This is a genomic window from Hirschia sp., from assembly GCF_058892565.1.
Map to the genome: position 1 here is coordinate 18,341 of NZ_JBZXVU010000043.1, position 22,908 is coordinate 41,248.

A 22,908-nucleotide genomic window follows, 5' to 3' on the forward strand; every position below is an offset into this window, starting at 1 on the left:
GCTAGAACATATAGTTCAGTCCAACAAAGTAACGGCGACCTAGAATGTCACCATAGCTCAATGATGGGTAAGAAGGTGCTTCATCAAACATGTTTTTAACACCAGCGCGAACGGTCAAACCATTTTGCAATTCATAAGCTGCTGATAAGTCATGAGTGTAGTTTGAGCTGATGAAGTGGTTTGGATTGTTTTCAATCGTTGCACCTTCTTCAGCTAGGACACTGTCCAGATAGCTCATTTTATATGTCGCACGGAATGGGCCGTTAACATATCCAGCATCAATTCTTGCGGACCAGTCTGGCTGGTCAACAGTTCCATCTGTTGAAACAAATGTTGTTCCTGTGACGGACGTTGAATAATCAGACACGTGTGTCGCTTCTACCCCAAACGAAAACTCACCAGATAAGCTTTTAGCGATATCAGTTAAGTCAAAACTATAGTTTGCGTAGTAAACTTCACCTCTGAAAACGACTTGCCCAGCGTTAAATGTCGTTGTCCGTCCAGATATTACCGAACCTGCCTGAATGGTTGGATCTGTGCTCGCTTGAAGACGTGTAAAGGCAGAACAAACATCAGCAGTTTGACCAACACTGTCATAACAGGCAGCCATAAAGTCTTCTGTCGTGAAGGCGGACAATCCGTCTTCAAGGTCAATTTCTATACGGTCTACAGATAGCGATAGGCCTGATACTAGGAAGTTATCAAACACTATTCCGTATGTTGTTGTATCAGAAACTTCGTTTTGTAGTTCTGCATTTCCACCCGAAGTGATGGATGCATAAGTGAAATTTTCAGAATAGTCTTGGAATGTGTCTAGATTAGCATATTGCGGGTTCGCAGCCCATTCAGCTTCACAATTTGCACGGCGAAGAGCGGGATTTGGACCGGCGTTGATATTGTCTGAATCACATGGGTCGTTACCAATGCTAGAAAGTGCAACTGATGTTGGAGCAAAGAGCTGTTCTAAGCTTGGTGCACGGAAGTTTCGGCTTTTTGTTGCACGAGCTGTAATGCCGTCAAGAATTTCCCAACGTAGTCCCGCACTCCAGACAGATTCTTTACCCGCTATCGAGTTTTCTACATATCTATATGTACCATCCAGCTCTAGAGCATGAATACCCGGAATAGACATTTCTGGGCTTACAATAGGGACCAGTGTTTCAATTGAGAATTCATTCGTGCCGTATGATCCGGAGGTTGCCTCTTGTGGTGTGCCAGTGTCGACAAGTCCAAGTAGGTTTGCTTCGAGCGGTGTGTATCTGGCGTGTTCGTGACGGTGCTCATATGCGAGAACTGCATCAATAGGACCGGCGGGCAAGTCGATGATTTGTGTGCCTATTGTTGCCAACAGACCCATTTGTTCGTTTTCGTAAGTGTTACCGGTCATAACCGATACATATTGACTAGCTGCGCTGCTAATATTGCCTGCACCAAATGGGTTGAGTGCGACACAGCTTGCATCATCATTTGTTGAATCACTATCTGCATTTACGCTACAGACCGCTGTGCCAGTTCCATCATCGACTGCGTTAATAGCTTTATTGAACTTGGCGAAATCGACTCCCCAAGCTTTTTCACTACCACTCACTTCAGCGTAGCTACCTGAAATCTCCCAGTAGAAATTTCGATCTCCGGCATCAAAATCACCTTCCAACCCAAGCATGAGACGCGCAGTGTTGGTTTCATTTTTTGTCAGGTTTGAGGGGGCTAGGTCATCATAGAAATGACGTGACAACCACATTGGTGCACCAAAACCAAAGGCTGGGTTGGCAGCACTTAAGTCGGCGACGTTTTCATCTGTCAAAAATGCGTTGGTGGCAAAGAAAGGTATCGCCCCATAAAATGGGTCAGCTTGGTTTAGTACAGATCTAACATAGCCTTGACCAATGCTTTCCGCGTCTGTTTTAGAATATAAAAACTCACCATTTAAGCGAATGTTTGATGCAATATCATAATGGCCAATAAGGTTGGCTGTAATTCTGTCGACACCTGTGCGCAGACCTACAAGGTCGGAATAACGTGTACCTTGCCCACCTTCGGCAAATGGAATGCCGACAACATTTCCTGGGTCGTATGAAGTGAGGCCGCCATCTGATCCAAACTGGATCGGAGAACCATCAATGTTTGTTTGAAAAAAGGTAAGCGGTGCAGGCGTGTTATAGACGACGCCATTGCCATTAAAATTCCAGAAATAGGCTGGAAGAATTTCAGCAACTGACGGAATACCATCATTTGGACCTGTATCCAGAGGATTGGCGAGGGTGATACGAGAGCGGTTTGAGGCGTCAAAATCAGAGAAGCGCGCGATTGGGGAGGTGGAGCCTTCAATGTTGATAGCTATGTTACCGCGATTGTCATCGAAGTTTTTACCTGCAGTTAGTCTGTAGGATGTTTGCTCGTAATTACCTTGCTCAGTGTCACCATATTGAAGGTCTAATTCCAAACCGTCATAGTCATCTTTCAAAATATAGTTCACAACACCAGCAATAGCGTCTGAACCATAAACGGCAGCACCACCAGCCTGAACAACGTCGACCCGTTTAATCAAACCTGTTGGGATGATATTGGCGTCAACTTGAGATTCACCAAGCCCACTAGATGTGGTTACGAAACGTCTATTGTTCACAAGTGTAAGTGTGCGGCCAGCGCCCAAGCCAAAGATATCAGGATATTGTTGTCCACTACCGGAGGCATCACCGCTTCCATCAGCTTGATTTAGTTGTGGAGCAAGCGCTGTCAGGTCATTTAGCAAGTCTGATGCAGTGCTATAGCCTCGGTCTGAAAAGACTTCTGGAGTTATAGACGTAATAGGTGATGGTGTTGACGCCACTGATCGCTTGATACGACTGGAAGTGATCGTCACAGTCTCCATTTTTGTCGTTTCAACGACTTCATCCGTTGTGGCTGTCTGTGCGACAGCTAGTGGAGAAAGTACGGTCGGTAGCATAGCGATTGTAGCACATGTAGAGAACATGCTTTTTAGAAAAATAGACTGGCTCATCATTATCCCCTGAAGTAGCTGTGTGGCTTGTTTCTTAGCTTTTTGGTTGCCCTTAATTATCCACGCTAAGAGGTTGTCGATGGTTTTTTTATACTTATTTGCGGACCTGAAGCGGTGGCTTTGCAACAAATATGCGACAATTCCTGCTTGGAGCATAAAAATTCCTCTTCATCGAAGAGACTTATTCTTGCTCTGTACGAGGCGTGCTGAGGTAGTTTTTACGTCCGTAAATTACATAATAAAGTATTCCAATTAGAGACCAGATTAGCAGGGCGAGAAAAGGTCTATAATCTGTTTGGAATCCTAAAATGATAATGATGATACTTAAAATAACGCCCAGATAACCAAGTGATTTAATAACTTTGCGAGATGGTTTGAAAAAAGCTTGGTCGTGCAATTGAGGTTCAAGCTTTAACAATCGAATGCTGCTTAAACATATGGCGGCATATTTTAGAAGTGTTGGGATGTTTACTGCAAGGAATAGAAAAATAAGACTGTCAGGTGTGAAGAGCCCCAAGCAACATAGTCCAAAAGTTAAAATGACTGCATTTCTTGGTATGCCATTTTTAGGGTCTATCTTCGCAAGTGCTGACGGAAGCATTCCTGATTTGGCCATGGCGTATAGGAAGCGTGTCAGGATGATGAATGTGGCGTTAATCGAGCTTCCGATTGAGACGATTGCAGTTAGAAGAATTAGCCATTTCCCGTAGGTGCCGATACTTATTTGTGCGCTATCCAATAAAGGCGTTTGCGTGGCGAGTAGGTTTGTGTGTCCGAGCACACCAATAGTGACGACAGCGACAATCAAATATACGGTGCATGTTAATAACACTGACAAAACAATGCCCAATGGAATCGTTTTCTTTGGTTTTTTGATTTCTCCACCGACTTCGACTGCGCTTTCTATTCCGAGAAAGAGCGAAATCATTAGAGGTATCGCAGCCAAGGTGCCGGATAAGCCCTGCGGTGTGAAGGGGGTGAAGTTTTCGATCTGAATATCTGGAATGCCCGTGATTGAATAAAGTGTACACGCAGACAATAGAATGCAGAGCATCAGCATTTGTCCAAAATTGGCGACGGATATTCCGATCATATTCATGAGAAATACGAGGAGGAAAAAAACAAATATTGTCGGTTTTGATGGAAGATCTATAACGTTGCCGATATAGCTGACCAGTACCATTGTTAAGACTACTAAGGCCGCCGTACTGCCAGCAATGCGTAACCAGCTAATGAAAAAACCTGCAAAGGGTGAGATAAATCGACGGGGCCATTCAAATGAAGCCCCTGTCACAGGGACGGCAGACCCCATAAAGGCATAAATTAAAGCAAATATGATCATCGGGAACATGGCAAGCGCCATGGAAATGAGCATGCCCGGCCCAGCTAAGGAATAAGCAGGTGGTATGATTGAAAAAATCGAGACACCAATTGCTGTGCCCATACCCAAGGAGACAACACCCCACAGGCCTATGTCCCGACTTAATGTTGTTTTGCTTGATTTCATTGAGAGTTAAACTCGCGAACGGATTGTGCAGAAGAGACTGAGTGGTTTTCTTTAAAGGCGATGAGACCTTCAGAAAGGCGCTTTAGTCCTTCTTTGAGAATTTCTGGTGTGCATCCATAGCCAATTCTTATGTGTCCAGCAGCGCCAAAACACTCTCCGGGTATGACTGCAACATTGTGATTGTTTGCTAGCCAGTAGCTAAAATCAACTGTATTTTCAATGCCGATCAATTTGGGAAAACAAATGCAACTATGCAGATCTGTGCTCATTTCTATGTGATTGGATTCACTCATTTTGGTGAGCCAGCTTTTCATGACGGGTGTGGCTGTATCTACGATATCACGTCTTAGAGCGTCCAGTTCATTTGACCGCAGGAGAGTTTGGGCTGCAACTGCATGAGACAATTTCGATGTCGTCATATCATGTTCGCGAACATAATTCTTTATGGGTATCAGGGTTTGACTACCTGCGAAGATCCAACCAAATCTGAGTGTATTTAAACCATAGTTTTTGGTTAGGCTGCCAATACGTATGATATTGGGGTGTTCTTGAACTTTTAAACCATTAGAGAACTGTTCTTTATAGTCCAAATAGACTTCGTCTATCAGCAGATAAATTTGACGCTTTTCAAGTTCCCGCGCTAACCCTTGCAAGTCTTGCAATGGGGTGTAGGCCCCACTGGGGTTATGTGGATTTGAAATGATGACTATTTTTGTGTTGGCTTCCAATTTTTCTAAAATATCAGGAAGTGTGATTTCAAACTCTGGAGCTTTGCGCTCGAAAGAAGAATGTGTGATGCCGGCATTTTTTGCGCTTGATCGGAAAATATCAAAGCAAGGGTTTTCGATGACAACATGATCACCTTGCTTGCAAATAGCGCCCATTATAAAATTAATTGCAACGCTTGCGCCTGAAGTGCATAAAATATGCTGGTTGGGAATATCGTATCTTGATGCCAACCAGTTTTCCAAACTTGGGTGATTTCTAGAAAATACACTTTTGTAGTTTTGGGGCGTGGCGGTGGCAAATGTATCGCGTACTATCTCAGATAGAAATGAAGTCGGCTCAGGAATAGAACTTTCAAATAGAGGAAGTATTGGGTGTTTTGACTGTCTGGAAATGTCCAGAATGTCTCTTATCCAGTGAGCGAGAGGTGTATTGTAGTTGCTATTGGAATTAGACACGTATTTTTGATCCTGGACCCAAATTCGAACGATAAAAGAAACAAATTCAATTTGTTTTTGCGTGGTTTAGCCAAATAAATTATTCGGTGGTAAGAGGTTTTTCTATGCGTTTTTTAGAGGCTCTCTCGGTCATCGAACATAATATTTCGCTATTCGGGCTGCGTTTGGGGCGGGATCAAAGAAAAACACTCTGGTCCGGTTATGTGTTGGGATATTTCCCAAGTAATGGGTGGGAGACCTTCTGCATCGGAATGTTCCACTGCGTTTACACAATGCCCAAATGAATCAAGTGCAGGAAGAAATAGCTGACCATTAATGTGGACGTCTCTAACGATTTTAAGTTCATCTTCGTGTGTGTATTTGTTGGCCTCTATTGCCCAGTTCTCAATGTTCAAACTCCAGTCATTCGAGCGTAATTCAAAGACTTTTGTCATGAGGTCGTCGAGTGAAGCTGTGTTGTTTGAGGCATGACGAATTCTGGCGTCTAGGTCAGCAAAATACAAAGCGCCGCGCCAGTATGGGGCATGTCTGATATCGCCTTCACTATCATCAAAACCAATATGAACAATTTCATCAGCGCTCATTGCTCTACCGGGGTTGGCATAATATCGCTTAGTAAGTGTATTTAAGCGGTTTGCATAATTTTCTAGGCTTTCGTTTCCTGACCTGAAAGGCGTGGTGTATTCGTAATACGTGGTGAGCCCTTCAATAAACCAAGTACTATCACCGTGGGATTCATCCATATGGCCAACCCACATGTGAAGCATTTCATGTGTAAAGGTAAAGCGAGGGCCTTCTTCGCCGATTTCGTGTTCTTCAGCTGGACCTCTTGAAAGCATGAAAGAATTACCTAGTGCTGTTGCGCCTCCATAAGGAGGAGTATCCAACTGACGAAGAAAGACACGATAATCGTCTCCGGTTGCATCATGTGAAAAGAAGTCACTTAGATAAGCGTGCATTTTTGTAACAAAACGCATTTCTTTTGTAACATCATAAGGGAAGTCACCTAACCAAAAGCCTTTCATGTGGCTTTTGGTGATATCGTCAGGAAAGTGGCTGACAGGTCCTGCCATATACCATCCATTGCGAGTGTCGGAGGGGACGCCATTAAATTGTGTTGAAAAATCACCAAACGTGGTGGAAGCAATCGCATTTGTGTCAAATGAAGATAAGTCCCAATCTATATAATTGGTTTTGCTGTCGACATTTAGAGGCACCAATAGAAAGCCAGAACCTGCGCCGCTGACACCTCCTGATGCGGGGCGTATGCCAAATGCGGGGCCATCTATTGAATTAGGTGGTTGAACCAAGGAGCGGTAGGATATGCTGATTGGAAATTGAATTTCGCGGGTCGCAGTCCAAGTTCTAAAGTAGGGAAAACCACCGGGTGCTTTGGCATCGTCTTCGAAAGTAAAGGTAACAATGCCATTTGCATCATTCACTTTCATATCTTTTGTGCGTTCGGCGATACCTTCAACTCTGACGTAAGTGATAGGTATTTGAAGCTTGAGCCTCTCTTCGCCAGCATTGAGGTTTCCTTCTACAATCGAGTTTACCAAGATTGCTTCTACTTCTCCAGACTCATTGAGTTCTGGCTTTAAATTAATTGAAAAAGAAGGGGTTTTTTGTTCAGGGATTGAAACTGTGTTGGTTCTTGGAGAGCAAGATATGGTGAAAACTGCCAGAACAAATGATATGGCGATACCTGTGCGCATTTTTGTCATTTTGAAAGCCATAGGTTTTGTCCTGTTAGTTTGTGAAACGAAGGCTGCTAAGCACTAGAAATAATGTTTCACTCCCAATCGGAAAGGAATAGTCCTAAGACTGTCTTGCACAACTCTTCTGAGGATAGTGTATTCGAGCACAGGGCTTTTCTGAGATAAATTATCCCTTCGTTTGTCAATTAGAAAAATATACCTGCGTTCTATAGGGGGAGTTCTGTCGAGTATTTTTGGCATTTAAGAGCGATTTGCGAAGTTGCAGAGGCGACTGAAGGATGAGTCAAAATTTCATGCATTAATAGTCTTTCAAAGGAGCTGACTGATTCCTCCCGCACGATTAGTGTATAGTCGTATGACCCTGTGACTGAAAAACATTCCATAATTTTGGGAGTACGCTCGACAAATTGCTCAAAGCTTGTGCGCGCTTCCGGTGTGTAATTGGCCAGGTTGATTGAAACGAATATGCATACACTCAGGCCTGCGATGTCTGGATCTAAAAGAGTGACGCGCTTCCGAATGAGGCCATTGGATTCAAATTCTTGAATTTTGCGCCATAGTGTTGTGCCAGACATGCCGGCTTGTTCAATGAGTTCATTCTTTGGGATGATTGCGTTTTTTTGCAGTAAGTTTAGAAAAGTCCTATCTGACGCAGAGAAAGACATATGTGCGCTCCATGTTTCAAAAAAATCTAATTATTGAAATAATTATTTCAAATATTGTCGGAATGCAATAAAGAAAGAACGGACAAATCCAAGAAGGTTTGCTCCAATGAATGAACGTCATGGAGGCTTAAAATGGCTACCGATGTTCAACAAAAAAACCGCTATTCAAATGCGGATAAGAACAGTGATTACACAATAGATCAGGCTTGGGACACATATTCCGTTGCTGAACACAATCGATGGGATCGGTTGTTTGAATGCCAAAAGAAGGTGCTCCCCGGAAGAGCGTGCGATGCTTTTTTAAAAGCAATGGAATCTCTTGAATTATCTGAGCAGGGCATTCCTCATATGGGGAAGCTATCGGATAGACTTGAAAAAATGACCGGCTGGAGTGTGGTGCCTGTCGCTGATCTTGTTCCTGACGATGTCTTTTTTGATCATTTGGCAAATAAGCGCTTTCCTGCCGGTGCTTTTATACGTCCTGAGAAGGAATTTGAATACCTTCAGGAGCCAGATGTATTTCATGATGTGTTTGGACATGTCCCTTTGCTGGCTGAACCTGTTTTCGCTGAGTTTATGGAAGCTTATGGCAAGGGTGGGCAGCGCGCGCTCAAGCTGGGGCAATTGCCGAATCTTGCGCGCCTCTATTGGTATACCGTCGAGTTTGGTCTGCTTCAGACTGACGATGGTCTTCGCATTTATGGCGCTGGAATAGCATCATCACCGAATGAAAGTGTGTTCTCGCTAGAGGATATCTCACCAAATCGAGTGATGTTGGATCTCGAGCGAGTGATGAGAACAAAATACATTATTGATGACTATCAACAGACTTATTTTGTCATTGATAGTTTCGAAACGCTTTTAGAAGCTTGCTACCAAGATTTTGGTGATCTGTATGCAGCAACTAAATCTCTCGAGGCCATAGAAGCGCATGATCTAATTGAGACAGATCAAGTGCTGCATCGGGGAACATTGAATTACTTTAAATCCAAAAAAGATGCCGTTTAGGCGAATATGATATTCTGGAGAAACTAAAATGACAGATTTGTTTGAAAACCCAGTTGGTCTGAAAGGCTTTGAGTTTATAGAATTCTCGGCACCAGAAAGAGGTCTCCTTGAACCCGTGTTTGAAACAATGGGTTTTGAGCGGGTTGCAAGCCACCGATCCAAGGATGTTGATCTTTGGAGGCAGGGAGGCATTAACATAATCACAAATTATGAGCCGCGTTCGGCGGCTTGGTATTTTGCTCGTGAGCATGGGCCTAGCGCATGCGGAATGGGGTTTCGCGTTCGTGATGCAAAAAAAGCCTATGACTATCTTTTGCAGCAGGGGGCAGAGCCTATTCAGGTTGAAACAGGCGCGATGGAGCTGCACATCCCAGGAATTCGTGGGATCGGCAATTCTATTATATATTTGGTAGACAGATATGATGAAGGCGGCAATGAACTCAGCATATATGATATTGATTTTGAATATCTACCAGGCGTTGAGCGCCACCCTGAAGGGTGTGGTTTTAAACTCATTGACCACCTCACGCACAATGTCTATGGCGGGCGCATGGCCTATTGGGCTGGCTATTACGAAAAGCTGTTTAATTTCCGTGAGATAAAATACTTTGATATCAAGGGTGAATACACTGGACTGACATCGCAGGCATTGACCGCACCTGATGGGAAAATCCGTATTCCGTTGAATGAAGAAGGTAAATCTGGCGGAGGTCAGATTGAAGAGTTTTTGCGCCAATATAATGGCGAGGGTATCCAACACATTGCTTTGATATGTGATGATCTGGTTGCTTGTTGGGATAGGTTGAAAGCTAAAGGCGTTCCGTTCATGACCGCCCCTCCAGGAAGCTATTATGACATGCTGGATGGGCGCTTGCCTGGACATGGTGAGCCTATCGAAGAGTTGCGCACGCGAGGTATCTTGCTTGATGGAACGACTGAAGGGAATGAGCCGCGATTATTGTTGCAAATCTTTGCTGAGCCGCAAATAGGTCCCGTTTTCTTTGAGTTTATTCAGCGCAAAGGAGACTACAAAGATGGCTTTGGAGAAGGTAATTTCAAAGCATTATTTGAGAGTATTGAAAGAGATCAGGTTAACCGAGGGGTTCTGGAAGCAGAAGGTGCAAAATAATGTCTTCGCCAGTTTTAAAAGGACTGCATCATGCTGCTTATCGGTGCAAAGACGCCAAAGAAACCGTTGAGTTTTATCAAAATGCTCTAGGCATGAAATTTACGACAGCGTTTGCGGAAGATCACGTGCCATCTACGGGGGCATATGATCCCTATATGCACATTTTCCTCGATGCGGGAAATGACAATGTCCTCGCTTTTTTTGAACTTCCTGAGCAGCCTGAAATGGACCGTGACAACAACACGCCAGAATGGGTGCAACACATTGCATTTAGGGTGGGGAGCGTGGAAGAATTGGTGTCTGCCAAAGCGCATTTGGAAAGCTTGGGAATTGAGGTTTTAGGACCTACGCATCATGGTGTATTCCAGTCGATTTACTTTTTTGATCCCAATCAGCACCGCATTGAATTAGCTGCGGATATAGGGACGAAAGAGCAATATGAGGAATTGGCGCGGGTTGCGGGTCCAATGCTTGAAGAATGGTCTTTAACCAAGAAGGCACCACGTCACGCGGCTTGGTTGCATGAACTTGCACGAAGCAAAAGTGGAGATAGCTGATGCGATTGTACAGCTATTACCGTTCGTCCACCAGCTATCGGGTAAGAATTGCACTTAACCTTAAAGGGTTGAATTATGACTATGCTGCAGTGGATTTAAAGTGCGGTGAGAATAAATCTGATGATTTTGCTGCTGTAAATCCACATAAAACATTGCCTGTTTTAGAAGCTGGTGATGTACTTTTGGTGCAATCTCCAGCAATTCTTGACTGGTTAGAAATCAATTATCCAGAACCGTCATTTATACCTGCGGATAAAGCAAAAGCTCAGATTGCGCGCGAATTATATTATGCGATTGTCTCTGAAACCCATGCGCCTAATAATTTGCCAGTGCTTCAATATTTGAAATCTGAGTTTGGAGCCGATCAGAGGCAAATTGAAAAATGGATACAGACTTGGAACCATCGAACTTTGGAAGCGATTGAAAGACGATTAAGTGTGATTGGTTGGGAAAATGACATACTCCCATTTGGTGTGCCGACATTGTTTGAGATAGCTCTCATCCCGCTCATTTATAATGCAAATCGATGGAATACGGATTTGTCTAATTTTCCGATTATTCAACGCGTTGACGCGCATTGTTGCGCTTTGCCATCATTTAAAAAAGCGCACCCTGAAATTCAACCAGATGCACCTAAGGAATAAATTATGAAACTTGCAACACTTACCAGCGATCAGCGAGACGGGACATTTGTTGTTGTTTCTAAAGATCTGACAAAATGCATAGAAGCGACAGACATTGCCCCATCACTACAGGTCGCCATAGAAAACTGGTCGATTATTGAGCCTCAACTAAAAGCATTAGCGAATGCTTTGGAAGATGGGTCTGTGTCTGGGAAAGTTTTTGATCAAGAACAGTGTGAAAGTCCATTGCCTAGACCTTATCAATGGCTAGATGGGTCTGCTTATATCAATCATGTTGAACTTGTGAGACAGGCGCGAGGGGCTGTGGTCCCTGAGAGCTTTTATTCTGATCCTTTGATGTATCAAGGTGTGTCTGGGTCTACATTGCGACCGTATGATGCCATTCCATTAGGTGATGTCGCGTGGGGCTGCGATATGGAAGCAGAGGTTTGCGTTATTACTGATGACGTTCCCATGGGGGTTAGCGAAGAAGAAGCAGGTCATCATATAAAGCTGATTTTATTGTGTAATGATGTGTCTCTTAGAGGGCTTATTCCAGCAGAATTGGCAAAAGGGTTTGGTTTTGTGCAATCAAAGCCGCTTTGTGCATTTTCTCCAGTGGCAATTTCTCCCGATGAATTGGGTGAATTGTGGGAAGATAGTCTTGTACATCTGCCATTACGTGTCGATTATAATGGGCAAGCTTTCGGGCGTGCAAATGCGGCCGTCGATGCAACGTTCAACCTCGCGCAGCTCGTAGCACATGCCGCCAAAACGCGACCATTGATAGCAGGAACAATAATTGGCTCCGGTACGGTTTCTAATAAAGACGAAGATGGAGGTCCTGGGCGTCCCGTAAGCGAAGGCGGGCTCGGGTATTCTTGTATCGCTGAGATACGAATGATCGAACAAATCAAAACAGGCAATCCCGAGACTCCTTTTATGAAGACAGGAGATACAGTGCGTATTGAAATGTTGGATGCGGCTGGACATTCAGTCTTTGGTGCTATTGATCAAACAGTAACAGCTGTTGAATTGTCTGATAATAGATAGAAGTTGGGAGCAACACACACAGATGAGCACAAAATTTTCTTCGCTTTCAATTCTCCCACCGGATGCATTGTTGGGTTTAATGGCCGCTTATAAAAGCGATCCGCGTGAAACTAAATTCGATTTGAGTGTTGGCGTGTATCGAGACTCAAATGGTGTCACGCCTGTTATGTCGGCGGTTAAGAATGCTGAATTACGGTATTTGAACGATCAGACGACGAAAGTGTATGAGGGGCCAAGAGGAAATGCTGATTTTTGTGACTCTATCGAAAATGTGATTTTAGGCGATAATTCTCTTGTTCGTGAAGAAGGGCGCACTTTGTCTTTCACCACACCGGGGGGATGTGGTGCTTTGTATGTTGGAATGAATTTGATGTCCCGTTTGGGTATCAGGAAGATTTGGGTTTCTTCGCCAACATGGCCCAACCATATTAATATTGCTAAATCATCGGGGTTTGATGTTGGAGAATATCGATATGCCAGTTCTGAGACTGGGGGTGTGGATCGAGAGGCAATGTTCGAAGATTTCTCGCAAATCAAGAAAGGCGACGGCGTTATTATTCAGGGTCCATGTCACAATCCGACAGGTATGGATTTATCTGTAGATGATTGGCGTGCGTTGGGCCAATTGTCTAAAGATGTAGGTTTCGCCGTTATGCTTGATATTGCCTATCATGGTTTAGGTGAGGGGCTAGACGAAGACATGGAAGGTGTTCGGGCATTTATTGAGGCTGCGGACGATGTGATGATCGCTTACTCTTGTTCGAAGAATTTTGGTTTATATCGAGAGCGTGTGGGGTGTTTCCTTGCTATTTGTGAAGAGGCATCCTCAGTGGCTTCGGTATCATCTCAAGTGGCTGATGTCTCGCGTGCTGCATGGTCTATGCCACCGGCGCACGGAGCTGCTATTGTTGCAACAATCCTTTCCAACAATGGCTTACGAGAAATTTGGGAAGCGGAACTGAGCCAGATGCGGGGACGTATTCAAGGTTTGAGACAAGAATTTTCTGAAAAATTAGTTTTAAAAACGGGAAATGAGACATTCCAGCATTTAACGACCCAGAAGGGGATGTTTAGTCAACTCCCGTTTGATGCGGAGGCTACACACCATCTTCGGGAGGCATATGGTGTTTATATGCCGGCGAGTGGGCGAGTGAATATAGCCGGTTTAGATTCAAAAGAAATTGAGCATATTTCTGATTATCTTGCTCGAGTTTTTATAGAGAGTGAGGCAAGCCGTAATGAGTGATGTAGATATAATCGCACAACTTGAGCAGTTTGAGGCTGGTTGGTCTGCCGCGCCTGATAGGAAATCGGTTTCTACTCATTTGAAATTTGAGACTTTTGCTGCGGCTTGGGCATTTATGACAGAAGTTGCAATCGGTGCTGAGCGGCTTGATCATCATCCCGAATGGCAAAACGTCTATAATCGTGTTGAAATTAAATTGACGACACACGATGCCGATGGGGTAACAGAACGAGACCTAGAGCTTGCGAATGTGATTCAGAAAGCTCTGTCTGATCGCACATATTCGGTTTATTGAGTGGACTTGAGTGATGGTCTCGATCAAGTTTTATGGCGGTATGAATTAAGAGTGTTTTTATCGAGCAATGCTCTGAGTTAGCTGCAATAAGAGCAAGGTGCAGCTAGCCAACATTGTGCTGGCTAGCTGCGAGAATTTTGACGCTATTTCAAATCGAAACGATCTAGCATCATTACTTTTGTCCAAGCAGCAATGAAGTCCGAGACGAATTTTTCTTGGCCATTGTCGTAGGCATATACTTCAGCAACAGCGCGAAGCTCAGAATTGGAACCGAATACAAGATCGACTTCCGTAGCAGTCCATTTTCTATCGCCTGATGTGCGGTCAAATCCTTCAAACACACCGTCGTCTGTCTCTGATTTTTTCCATTCAGTCGACATGTCGAGTAGGTTGATGAAGAAATCATTGCTCAACGTGCCTGGTTTGTCAGTGAAGACACCGTGTTTTACGCCGTTCGAGTTGGCATCTAGCGCACGCATACCTGCTACCAATACAGTCATTTCTTTAACTGTAAGGGTTAGCATGTCTGCACGGTCAATCAGCATTTCAGATGGTGAGCGGCGCGCATACTTACTGTAGTAGTTACGGAACCCGTCAGCAGCTGGTCTAAGCATCTCAAAAGTAGTTACGTCTGTGTTTTCTTGGGTTGCGTCAACACGACCAGATGTGAATGGAACTTTGAGTGAAACGCCGCCTGCTTTTGCTGCATCTTCAATTGCAACTGCTCCACCCAAAACAATAAGGTCAGCCAAAGATACTTGGCGCTTAGTGTTTTTTTCATTGTAAGCATCTTCAATCTTGGATAGCTCGGCAACAACTTTGTTTAAAGATTCTGGGTCATTTACATCCCAGTCTTTTTGCGGGGAAAGCGTTACGCGTGCACCATTGGCACCGCCACGTAAATCTGTGTCACGAAAGGTTGTAGCAGAAGCCCAAGCCGCTTTCACTAGATCAGTGTTGGAGAGACCTGTATCACGGATTTTTTGTTTTAGTTTTTTGATGTCATTATTGCTGATGTTTTTGTAGTCGACAGTTGGAAGAGGGTCCTGCCAAATGAAGCTTGCTTCTGGAACTTCAGCGCCAATATAGCGTGCTTTTGGTCCCATATCTCTGTGCGTCAGTTTAAACCAAGCTTTAGCAAAAGCCTCATTCATATATTCAGGGTCTTCAAGGAATTTTGCAGTGACTTTCCCATATTCAGCGTCATAACGTAATGCTAAGTCTGTCGTGAACATGATTGGTTGGTGAATTTTTTCAGGATCAAATGCATCAGGCACAAATCTGACGTCTTTATCTTCTGGAACCCATTGTGTTGCACCAGCTGGACTTGTTGTTTTAACCCATTCAAAATTATACAAATTCTCAACAAAATTGTTTGACCACATGACTGGTGATGCTGTCCATGCGCCTTCAAGTCCTGATGTGGTTGCATCTGGGCCGACTCCAGTTCCACATTTGTTTTTCCAGCCTAAGCCTTGCTCTTCCACGCCAGCAGCAGCTGGTTCAGCAGCGACACACTCGCTAGCTTTGTGTGCACCGTGCGCTTTTCCTAGTGTGTGGCCACCAACGATTAGGGCAACTGTTTCCTCATCATTCATACCCATACGACCAAATGTCGTTCTAATGTCTTTTGCAGCCGCCATGATGTCGTGGCTTCCGTGTGGTCCTTCTGGATTTACATAAATCAGACCTAACTCAGCTGCAGAAAGTGGTTCCTCTAATTCACCATCTTCAGAGTATCTTTTATCGGATGTGAGGAATTTGCTTTCTGCACCCCAGTAAACAAGTTCAGGTTCCCATGCATCCACACGACCACCAGCAAAACCGTATGTCTCAAAACCAGCATTTTCTAATGCCACATTTCCTGCCAACACCATTAAATCAGACCAAGAAACAGAGTGACCGTATTTTTGTTTAATGGGCCATAATAGGCGGCGTGCTTTATCTAGGCTTGCATTGTCTGGCCAACTATTAAGCGGTTCGAATCTTTGCTGGCCACCATTTGCGCCTCCGCGTCCATCGCCGGAACGATATGTACCAGCGCTGTGCCACGCCATACGGATGAAGAACCCTGTATAGACGCCATAGTCTGCGGGCCACCAGTCCTGAGAAGTCGTGAGAACGCCGTTGATGTCAGCTTTGAGGGCATCTAGGTCAACTTGTGCAAATGCTTTTGCATAATCAAATTGCGCGCCGACAGGGTCTGCGTTGTAATCATTTTGACGGAGACGGGAAAGGTCTACTTGTTCAGGCCACCAATAGCTCACAGATTTGGGAGCGACATCATTGCTGATGGGCGTTTTACCCATCCCAATTCCGTTGAAGCCTGGAGGTGTTGCATTGGCTGATCCTGCGAAAGCCACACATGTGGAGAGCAGGGCTATTTTCAATGTGTTTTTCATGTTGAGTTCCTTAAAACAGAACCTCCATCAACCGAAATATGAGACAGAAAGTTGTCGGTCGACCTGGTTCCTCCCAGAGAATTTTTCATTTAGGAGACGTCTCTTTTTAATTCGATTATTTGCAAAACATACGAAATGTAGTGAGGGTCTCAGCAATATAATGTATAGATTTTGCGATAGTTTGGAAAAGTGATTGTTTCTATGATGGTGATAGACTGTGTCTATGATGCTGATTGCATGTGTGATCAGTTAAGGGTGAGTTAGGCCTTGGGTGTGGTTTCCCGCCATTCCAGCATGCTGGTGACAATTTGATCAAACACTGGCTTACGTGCACAGCTTTTCCGGCAAACTAATACGATAGAACGAAAGGGTACTTGCTCAGCAAAAGGAATGTAGGAGATGCCATCTGGCTTGTTTTCGTTGATAGCTATTTCTGGCATAATAGTAATTCCAGAATTTGCTCTTACCATTTGTCGTAGTGTTTCAAGGCTTGTTGCGCGAAAGTCTGGTTCATTGGTTGAACCCATAATTTGACATAGATCTAGAGCTTGATCACGCAGGCAATGACCCTCCTCTAAAAGCAATAAACGCTCAGAAAGCAGGGCTGATTTATCGATAGATTTTCTGTTTGCGAGTTTGTGTGATTGGGCGACCGCTATTAGAAAAGGGTCATTGAAAACGTGTTGAACGAAAAAGCCATCTTCTTCAAATGGTAGTGCGAGGAAAGTTGCATCTATTTGCCCTTGTTTTAGCATTTCTTTTAATGTGTCGGACTTTTCTTCTAGCAAAACTAATCTGCTCAAAGGCATTATTTTGCTTAGGATTGGTACAAGGCTGGGAAATAAATAGCTGGCAAGTGTTGGAAAAGCACCAAGTCGAAATGTTCCCGAAAATGGATCTTGTGCTGTTTTTGCGATTTCCTTAATTTGAGCAGTATCGGCAAGAATTTTTCGAGCGTGTTGGACGATTTTCAATCCGGCTTCTGTCGGGAAAACTTGCTTATTCGTACGTTCGAAAATAGCAACGCCTAGCTCATCTTCTAGCTTTTTTATTTGTAAGCTCAAGGTTGGTTGGCTGACATTACAGTATTCTGCAGCGCGGCTGAAATGCGTGAGGTTGGCTACTGCAACGACGTATTCTAGGTCACGAAGATTCATAACTCTCACCATTTAGAGAAAACACAACGAATACACTTTAGAATTATTCTAAATAAGATCAAGTCATAGGTTTGCTTTGATTTTAGGAAAGTGAAATTTAGCCTCTGTTCAAAGTGGCAGGGGCTGGTCTTCCAGTTGTGGGGTGATGCTATGAACTCAATGCCTCTAGTGTCAAAGGTAGGGTTGTCTTGAGTATGGTTTCCACATATAGCACTGTCTGCGAATTATTCTCAATAAGGAAATAGACTTTGAAACCGATAAGCTGGAAAGTTTTGGTCACTGGTGTTTTGCTCACCACTTGCTCTTCATACGCATTTGCACAGGAGAGTTCTGACAGTAATGACCAGTTGACGATGGATACTGTAACAATCACCGGAAGTTCACAAGTTGAACTGACTTCAGAATATGCTGGTGGGCAAGTGGCTCGCGGAGGGCGCGCGGGCCTACTTGGTAACCTAGATTATCTTGATGCGCCGTTTTCAGGTACAGCTTACACGTCTGAATTGGTTCTAAACCAGCAGTCACAAAGTGTGGGGGATGTGTTGCAAAATGATCCCGTTGTCCGCGTGGCGAAGGGATTTGGTAATTTTCAGGAAGTTTACATTCTACGCGGTTTCCCGGTCTATTCAGATGATATTACGTTGAATGGAGTCTATGGTGTACTGCCTAGACAATCTGTAGCGGCAGAATCGCTTGAGCGTGTTGAGGTGTTTCGCGGTGCTAGCGCGTTTATCAATGGTGCTGCTCCTGGTGGTAGTGGTGTCGGCGGAACGATCAACCTTGTTCCTAAACGTGCACCAGCGGGTGGAATTCAGCGGTTGACCCTTGGGTTTGAAACTGCAGGGCAGGGCTATGCTGCAGTTGATCTAGGTCAACGCTTTGGTGCAAACAATGATTGGGGTGTGCGTTTTAACGCGGCGTTACGCGACGGAGAAACGTCGGTTGAGGACCAAAACCGCAATCTTTCTGTTTTTTCCATAGGAACAGATTATGCGGGAGATCGGTTCCGTTTTTCTGCTGATCTTGGATATCAAGACAATCAGATTGATGCACCGCGCCCGCAAGTTACACCCTTGGGCGATATACCTGCTGTGCCGGATGCTGACGTCAATTTTGCTCAACCTTGGACATATACAAGTGAAGAGCAATTATACGGTGCAGTGCGTGGGGAATATGATCTTACAAGCAATGTAAAAGTTTGGCTTGGTGCTGGTGCCAGAAATGGTGAAGAAGACAATGTGTTGGCAAACCCTAGAGCAACTGAAGATGGGGTTTTGTCTGCCTACCGTTTTGATAACACACGTGAAGATGCCGTTGTATCATTTGATACAGGGCTGAGTGCAGAGTTCGATACTGGACCTGTGGGCCACCGCATTGCGATTTCTGCTTCTTCTGTGAATTTGGAATCAAAAAACGCATATGCATTTTCTAGCTTTGTCGACACATTTGCATCAGACCTTTATTCGCAGATTGCAGTTGTTGCGCCTGCGGCAGATTATTTTATCGGTGGAGACCTTGCTAGCCCGCTAAAAACAGAAGAGGTGACCAACCAATCTTTTGCAATTGCGGATACTTTATCTTTTATAGATGATCGGGTGTTGGCCACAATTGGACTACGGCAACAGAATATTGAAACAGCAAGTTTTAATTATAATAGTGGTGCTTACTTATCTGGCTATGAAGACAGCAAGATCACGCCTGCATTTGGTTTGGTGTATAAAGCAACAGATCAGTTTTCTGTTTATGGAAATTATGCAGAAAGCCTTCAGCCGGGTGAAATTGCGCCTGCGACAAGTGGTGGTGTTGCCATTGGAAATGCCGGTGAGGTGTTAGAGCCATTTACTGGAGAGCAGGTAGAAGTCGGTGCCAAATATGATGGTGGAGATTTTGGTGCGACGCTGTCTTTATTTCAACTTACACGCCCCAATACTATCGTTGTAGATCAGGTGTTTACTGCATCTGGTGAACAAGAAAACTCAGGTTTGGAATTGAGTGTATTTGGAGAACCGCTGAATGGTGTGCGTCTTATCGGGGGAGCAACTCTCCTTGATTCAAAACTTTCCCGCACGCAAGATGGTCTAAATGAAGGTAATACACCCATTGGTGTTCCTGAATTGCAAGCCAACCTAAATGCTGAATGGGATGTGGCAGCAATTTCTGGGCTGACTTTAGATGGACGGATTGTCTATACGAGTGAGCAATATACTGATGGAGCAAATACAAGGCAGATTGATGGTTGGACCCGATTAGACTTAGGTGTTCGTTATGCGTTAGAAGTGGGCGCTCAGCCTGTCACTTTACGTGCACGGGTCGAAAATATCACAGATGAAGCTTATTGGGCTTCAACAGGTGGGTATCCAGGGGCGAATTATTTGATACTAGGTAATCCACGTACAATTAGCTTATCGGCCTCAATCGACTTTTAGGACATTACAATGACGGGGATGCAGGCTTCGACGATAAAAGTGTGGACTTGGGTTCACAAATGGACGAGTCTTGTCTGCACTCTCTTTCTACTTATGCTGTGTATAACGGGGCTCCCGCTTATATTTCATGATGAGATAGATAATGCTCTAAATCCAGATACTTGGCGGCCTGCTAACCCCGATGGGCCGCATCTGACGCTTGATGAAATCTTATCTGTTTCATTGGCTGAACGACCGGGTGAAGTTCCAATATTCATGAGTTTTGATATTGAGAGACCAGTCGTAAATGTTACGACAGGCCCAGATGAAAATAGCCCAGCTTCGCAGATGCATTTTGCGTCCTTTGATCTGACCAGCGGAGATATTGTTCCCCCTGCGGATCGAGGGGAAAGTGTTATGGAATTCATATTACAGCTGCATACTGATATGTTTCTTGGTCTGCCAGGTATGTTGTTTCTCGGGGCTATGGGCGTTGTGTTTGTTGCGGCGGTTATTTCTGGTGTTGTTCTATATGCGCCTTTTATGCGTAAGTTGGAATTTGGAACTTTACGGCGCAACCAATCAAGTCGGTTGAAATGGCTAGATTATCATAATCTGTTTGGAATTGTTACGCTGGCATGGGTGCTCGTTGTTGGGCTTACAGGTGTGATCAATACGTTGGAGAGACCAATCATAGATACTTGGCGAGCCAATGAACTTGCTGATCTAGTGACTAAAAATGAAGATGGGACAAGTATAACGAAGCGTGCATCTTTAGATATTGCTGTAAAAGAAGCGGTCTTACTTGCGCCGGACATGGAATTGCAGTTTGTCGCGTTTCCGGGCAGCAGATTTTCGACATCCACGCATTATGCTGTTTTCCTTCACGGCAATTCACCGCTCACTGAGAATATCATTGTACCCGTCTTAGTTCATGCTGGTACAGGTGTGGTTGCGGGGCTGCGAGAAATGCCATGGTATACAAAGGCTTTGTCGCTATCCCGACCACTGCATTTTGGTGATTATGGTGGGTTTATACTGAAGTTTGTTTGGTTTGTTTTAGACATAATAACGATTATTGTATTGCTGAGTGGGCTTTATCTATGGTTGACCAAAGCCGAGGCGGGGCGGCGTTCTGGTGTGAGGCGTAAAACCTTGTCGGAGGTTGGCCAGTGAAAATAAGACAAGAAAGGCCGAGTGCCCTGCGGCGTCTCAGGGGAATATTTGGCATACCTTTTGCGCTATTTGTGTTGAGTTTTGTTGGGCTTATATCCGCATTGATGATTGATGGGTGGCTTGATATTTTGGCTAGTCTGGCGGTTGGCTCAAGCTTGGCGGCAATCTTGTGGGCCCGCTTTTGGTAATCCGTTTTTTCAATAGAATTTAGTTTCTCATTTTAACAAGAAACATTGATAATTCTCGCTTTCTCCATCCAATAAAGCATAAATTTTGAATGTAATTCCGTAAATTTACGTACGAATTCGTGCAAAATTACTTTTTGGAAGGAGGATTTCGCTGTGAATTCGTGCTTTTCTTAAAGTTGCAATTACTGTGACTGGATTTCATATATATTTGATCGAAAGGTTATGAATTCGTTATCTGGTAGTTACCTGCCATTTGCAAAATAACCTATAAATTTCATGATTTTATGCGTGTACTTCTAGTGGTGTTTTTGTGGTGTGAAATTGTGATTGCGTTATCACTATATTTTAATTGCAAATTTATTTATGTATATATCTAAAATATATTCATTGAATATAAGTATAGAATAATTAAATATTCCTATTTATATGATCGATATTAGTATTGTTTGTGTTTTTTTATTTGCTTTGTACTTTGATGAGCTTGATTTGACGAAAAACACTATTTTTGTTCTTGTTATTTTTGATTATGATTAATTGAAAACTTAGTTTGACGCCATGTAAATTTACCAAATAACAACCTTCCGTTTATTAAGCTGTATCTAAAGTATAGCGAAGGGACACAAGAAACCCACATGCTATCGATAGAAGCTTTGCTTTGGAGGCTATTGTGGTGGACAACAAAACGGAAATTTCGACCAATCCGGAAGACCTACCTGGACGTGTAGATGGTGATCTAAGTATTTCTGCACATCGTTTGGATGCTGATGAGTATGGTGCTCAGGATTTCGATGGTGCATCTGAAGGCATACTTGGCTCAGGTAATCTGAGTTTTGCTAGCCTTCAATCATCGCAGGTTGATGAAGGGGCGTTGGGCGAAGGTATGCCCGACCTAAATATTTCATCACTAAATAACATGTTTGATCTTGGCGATGTTAATGTGTCTTGGGGGGATGGTGTTGAGCCGACAAACCTAGATGGCACACAATTATCGACGGCTGAGAGTTCATTAGAAAACTCGTCAGGCGTTGCGGATGATTATGTGAATAATTCCGTTGGTCCGACGAGCGCATCCAACTATCAAATGTCCAACCCTGGCGGTGCGTCATTGTTCTCCAAAGGCTCAGAGAGTCCGAACTATTCAAATGTTTTTGATCCGTTGGGAAGTTTAGACAATTCTGACGGGAATGACGACGAAGACGCAGATGAAGTCGTCGATGAGGAAGCACAAGATATCGCAGATGTTGAAGGTGATGATTCAGGAAATGAAGACAATTTACCTACTCAGCCGAATGATAATAATACTCCAGATGCGTCTGAGGGGTCGGATAATGGTGGAGGCGGTACTTCCACGGATACTAATGTAGGAAATGGGCAGTCAGACACTAATCCTGATACTGGGAATGGAGGTCCTACAACACCTGACGAGTCTGAAAATGAGTCTGATGAAGACGAAGAGACTGATTCTGAAGGCAGTGATGATGACGATGAAGAAGCGGAAGATGATACAACAAATGATGAGGATACAGATGAAGTTGACGACACCGAAGAGGTAGTCGACGATGTTGAAGAAGTTGTTGAGGATGTCGTCGACGAG

Annotated in this window: 17 protein-coding genes; 10 read left to right on the top strand and 7 right to left on the bottom strand. The window is 44.0% G+C overall.

Annotated features, from left to right (window positions below; genetic code table 11):
• Position 1: 1 nt before the first annotated feature.
• The 5 genes from AC5EF3_RS14945 to AC5EF3_RS14965 all read right to left on the bottom strand — a co-directional run bounded on the left by AC5EF3_RS14945 (position 2) and on the right by AC5EF3_RS14965 (position 8,075).
• Positions 2 to 3,001 carry a TonB-dependent receptor domain-containing protein gene (locus AC5EF3_RS14945; protein WP_493548621.1) on the bottom strand — a complete coding sequence of 1,000 codons (3,000 nt, stop codon included), beginning with the start codon at positions 2,999 to 3,001 and terminating at the stop codon, positions 2 to 4.
• 181 nt (positions 3,002 to 3,182) lie between these two features.
• Complete coding sequence (locus tag AC5EF3_RS14950; protein WP_493548622.1) at positions 3,183 to 4,508, bottom strand: APC family permease; 1,326 nt, start codon at positions 4,506 to 4,508, stop codon at positions 3,183 to 3,185.
• Positions 4,505 to 5,692 (bottom strand): pyridoxal phosphate-dependent aminotransferase, encoded by a 1,188-nt coding sequence (locus tag AC5EF3_RS14955; RefSeq protein ID WP_493548623.1) that lies wholly within the window; start codon positions 5,690 to 5,692, stop codon positions 4,505 to 4,507. Before AC5EF3_RS14955 ends, AC5EF3_RS14950 begins: the two co-directional genes overlap by 4 nt.
• Positions 5,693 to 5,841: 149 nt before the next feature.
• Positions 5,842 to 7,428 (bottom strand): M61 family metallopeptidase, encoded by a 1,587-nt coding sequence (locus AC5EF3_RS14960; protein ID WP_493548624.1) that lies wholly within the window; start codon positions 7,426 to 7,428, stop codon positions 5,842 to 5,844.
• Between the two features lie 188 nt (positions 7,429 to 7,616).
• The gene (locus AC5EF3_RS14965) at positions 7,617 to 8,075 is read right to left on the bottom strand and encodes an Lrp/AsnC family transcriptional regulator (RefSeq protein WP_015828490.1); all 459 of its coding nucleotides are present in this window, start codon (positions 8,073 to 8,075) and stop codon (positions 7,617 to 7,619) included.
• A 132-nt stretch (positions 8,076 to 8,207) separates the two neighbouring features.
• Here AC5EF3_RS14965 and phhA point away from each other — a divergent pair, with 132 nt between their 5' ends.
• The 7 genes from phhA to AC5EF3_RS15000 are packed head-to-tail and all read left to right on the top strand — an operon-like array spanning position 8,208 to position 13,986.
• Complete coding sequence (gene phhA, locus AC5EF3_RS14970; protein ID WP_493548625.1) at positions 8,208 to 9,083, top strand: phenylalanine 4-monooxygenase; 876 nt, start codon at positions 8,208 to 8,210, stop codon at positions 9,081 to 9,083.
• A gap of 28 nt (positions 9,084 to 9,111) precedes the next feature.
• Positions 9,112 to 10,212: a 4-hydroxyphenylpyruvate dioxygenase gene (hppD, locus tag AC5EF3_RS14975; RefSeq protein WP_493548626.1), complete on the top strand. Its 1,101-nt coding sequence runs from the start codon at positions 9,112 to 9,114 to the stop codon at positions 10,210 to 10,212.
• Positions 10,212 to 10,769 carry a VOC family protein gene (locus AC5EF3_RS14980; RefSeq protein ID WP_015828487.1) on the top strand — a complete coding sequence of 186 codons (558 nt, stop codon included), beginning with the start codon at positions 10,212 to 10,214 and terminating at the stop codon, positions 10,767 to 10,769. Before hppD ends, AC5EF3_RS14980 begins: the two co-directional genes overlap by 1 nt.
• Complete coding sequence (gene maiA, locus AC5EF3_RS14985) at positions 10,769 to 11,413, top strand: maleylacetoacetate isomerase (RefSeq protein ID WP_493548627.1); 645 nt, start codon at positions 10,769 to 10,771, stop codon at positions 11,411 to 11,413. The genes AC5EF3_RS14980 and maiA overlap by 1 nt, the downstream gene beginning before the upstream one ends.
• A 3-nt stretch (positions 11,414 to 11,416) precedes the next feature.
• On the top strand, positions 11,417 to 12,445 hold the full coding sequence (locus AC5EF3_RS14990; protein ID WP_493548628.1) for a fumarylacetoacetate hydrolase family protein: 1,029 nt from the start codon (positions 11,417 to 11,419) through the stop codon (positions 12,443 to 12,445).
• A gap of 22 nt (positions 12,446 to 12,467) precedes the next feature.
• Positions 12,468 to 13,691 (top strand): amino acid aminotransferase, encoded by a 1,224-nt coding sequence (locus tag AC5EF3_RS14995; RefSeq protein WP_493548629.1) that lies wholly within the window; start codon positions 12,468 to 12,470, stop codon positions 13,689 to 13,691.
• Complete coding sequence (locus AC5EF3_RS15000) at positions 13,684 to 13,986, top strand: 4a-hydroxytetrahydrobiopterin dehydratase (protein WP_493548630.1); 303 nt, start codon at positions 13,684 to 13,686, stop codon at positions 13,984 to 13,986. Before AC5EF3_RS14995 ends, AC5EF3_RS15000 begins: the two co-directional genes overlap by 8 nt.
• Positions 13,987 to 14,129: 143 nt before the next feature.
• Here the strand turns inward: AC5EF3_RS15000 and katG are convergent, their stop codons facing one another.
• On the bottom strand, positions 14,130 to 16,295 hold the full coding sequence (gene katG, locus AC5EF3_RS15005; protein ID WP_493548632.1) for a catalase/peroxidase HPI: 2,166 nt from the start codon (positions 16,293 to 16,295) through the stop codon (positions 14,130 to 14,132).
• Positions 16,296 to 16,648: 353 nt separating this feature from the next.
• Positions 16,649 to 17,545 (bottom strand): LysR substrate-binding domain-containing protein, encoded by an 897-nt coding sequence (locus AC5EF3_RS15010; RefSeq protein WP_041301635.1) that lies wholly within the window; start codon positions 17,543 to 17,545, stop codon positions 16,649 to 16,651.
• 257 nt (positions 17,546 to 17,802) lie between these two features.
• On the opposite strand from AC5EF3_RS15010, the gene AC5EF3_RS15015 reads away from it, so the two are divergent.
• From AC5EF3_RS15015 to AC5EF3_RS15025, 3 genes are all read left to right on the top strand, one after another.
• Positions 17,803 to 19,971, top strand: coding sequence for a TonB-dependent receptor (locus AC5EF3_RS15015; RefSeq protein WP_493548633.1), 2,169 nt, complete (start codon positions 17,803 to 17,805; stop codon positions 19,969 to 19,971).
• An 18-nt stretch (positions 19,972 to 19,989) separates the two neighbouring features.
• Entirely contained in the window at positions 19,990 to 21,126 is a 1,137-nt protein-coding gene (locus AC5EF3_RS15020; protein WP_493548634.1) for a PepSY-associated TM helix domain-containing protein, read from the top strand.
• 858 nt (positions 21,127 to 21,984) lie between these two features.
• Positions 21,985 to 22,908, top strand: a 924-nt coding sequence (locus AC5EF3_RS15025; protein WP_493548631.1) for a hypothetical protein, incomplete at its 3' end; no start/stop codon positions are given.

Bases quoted from the DNA above. Each gene is read 5' to 3' on its own strand.
- AC5EF3_RS14960 (WP_493548624.1), bottom strand. From the start codon at position 7,428: ATGGCTTTCAAAATGACAAAAATGCGCACAGGTATCGCCATATCATTT.
- AC5EF3_RS14965 (WP_015828490.1), bottom strand. From the start codon at position 8,075: ATGTCTTTCTCTGCGTCAGATAGGACTTTTCTAAACTTACTGCAAAAA.
- AC5EF3_RS14980 (WP_015828487.1), top strand. From the start codon at position 10,212: ATGTCTTCGCCAGTTTTAAAAGGACTGCATCATGCTGCTTATCGGTGC.
- AC5EF3_RS15010 (WP_041301635.1), bottom strand. From the start codon at position 17,545: ATGAATCTTCGTGACCTAGAATACGTCGTTGCAGTAGCCAACCTCACG.
- phhA (WP_493548625.1), top strand. From the start codon at position 8,208: ATGGCTACCGATGTTCAACAAAAAAACCGCTATTCAAATGCGGATAAG.
- katG (WP_493548632.1), bottom strand. From the start codon at position 16,295: ATGGGTAAAACGCCCATCAGCAATGATGTCGCTCCCAAATCTGTGAGC.
- maiA (WP_493548627.1), top strand. From the start codon at position 10,769: ATGCGATTGTACAGCTATTACCGTTCGTCCACCAGCTATCGGGTAAGA.
- AC5EF3_RS15000 (WP_493548630.1), top strand. From the start codon at position 13,684: ATGAGTGATGTAGATATAATCGCACAACTTGAGCAGTTTGAGGCTGGT.
- AC5EF3_RS15020 (WP_493548634.1), top strand. From the start codon at position 19,990: ATGCAGGCTTCGACGATAAAAGTGTGGACTTGGGTTCACAAATGGACG.
- AC5EF3_RS14950 (WP_493548622.1), bottom strand. From the start codon at position 4,508: ATGAAATCAAGCAAAACAACATTAAGTCGGGACATAGGCCTGTGGGGT.
- hppD (WP_493548626.1), top strand. From the start codon at position 9,112: ATGACAGATTTGTTTGAAAACCCAGTTGGTCTGAAAGGCTTTGAGTTT.
- AC5EF3_RS14945 (WP_493548621.1), bottom strand. From the start codon at position 3,001: ATGAGCCAGTCTATTTTTCTAAAAAGCATGTTCTCTACATGTGCTACA.
- AC5EF3_RS14990 (WP_493548628.1), top strand. From the start codon at position 11,417: ATGAAACTTGCAACACTTACCAGCGATCAGCGAGACGGGACATTTGTT.
- AC5EF3_RS14995 (WP_493548629.1), top strand. From the start codon at position 12,468: ATGAGCACAAAATTTTCTTCGCTTTCAATTCTCCCACCGGATGCATTG.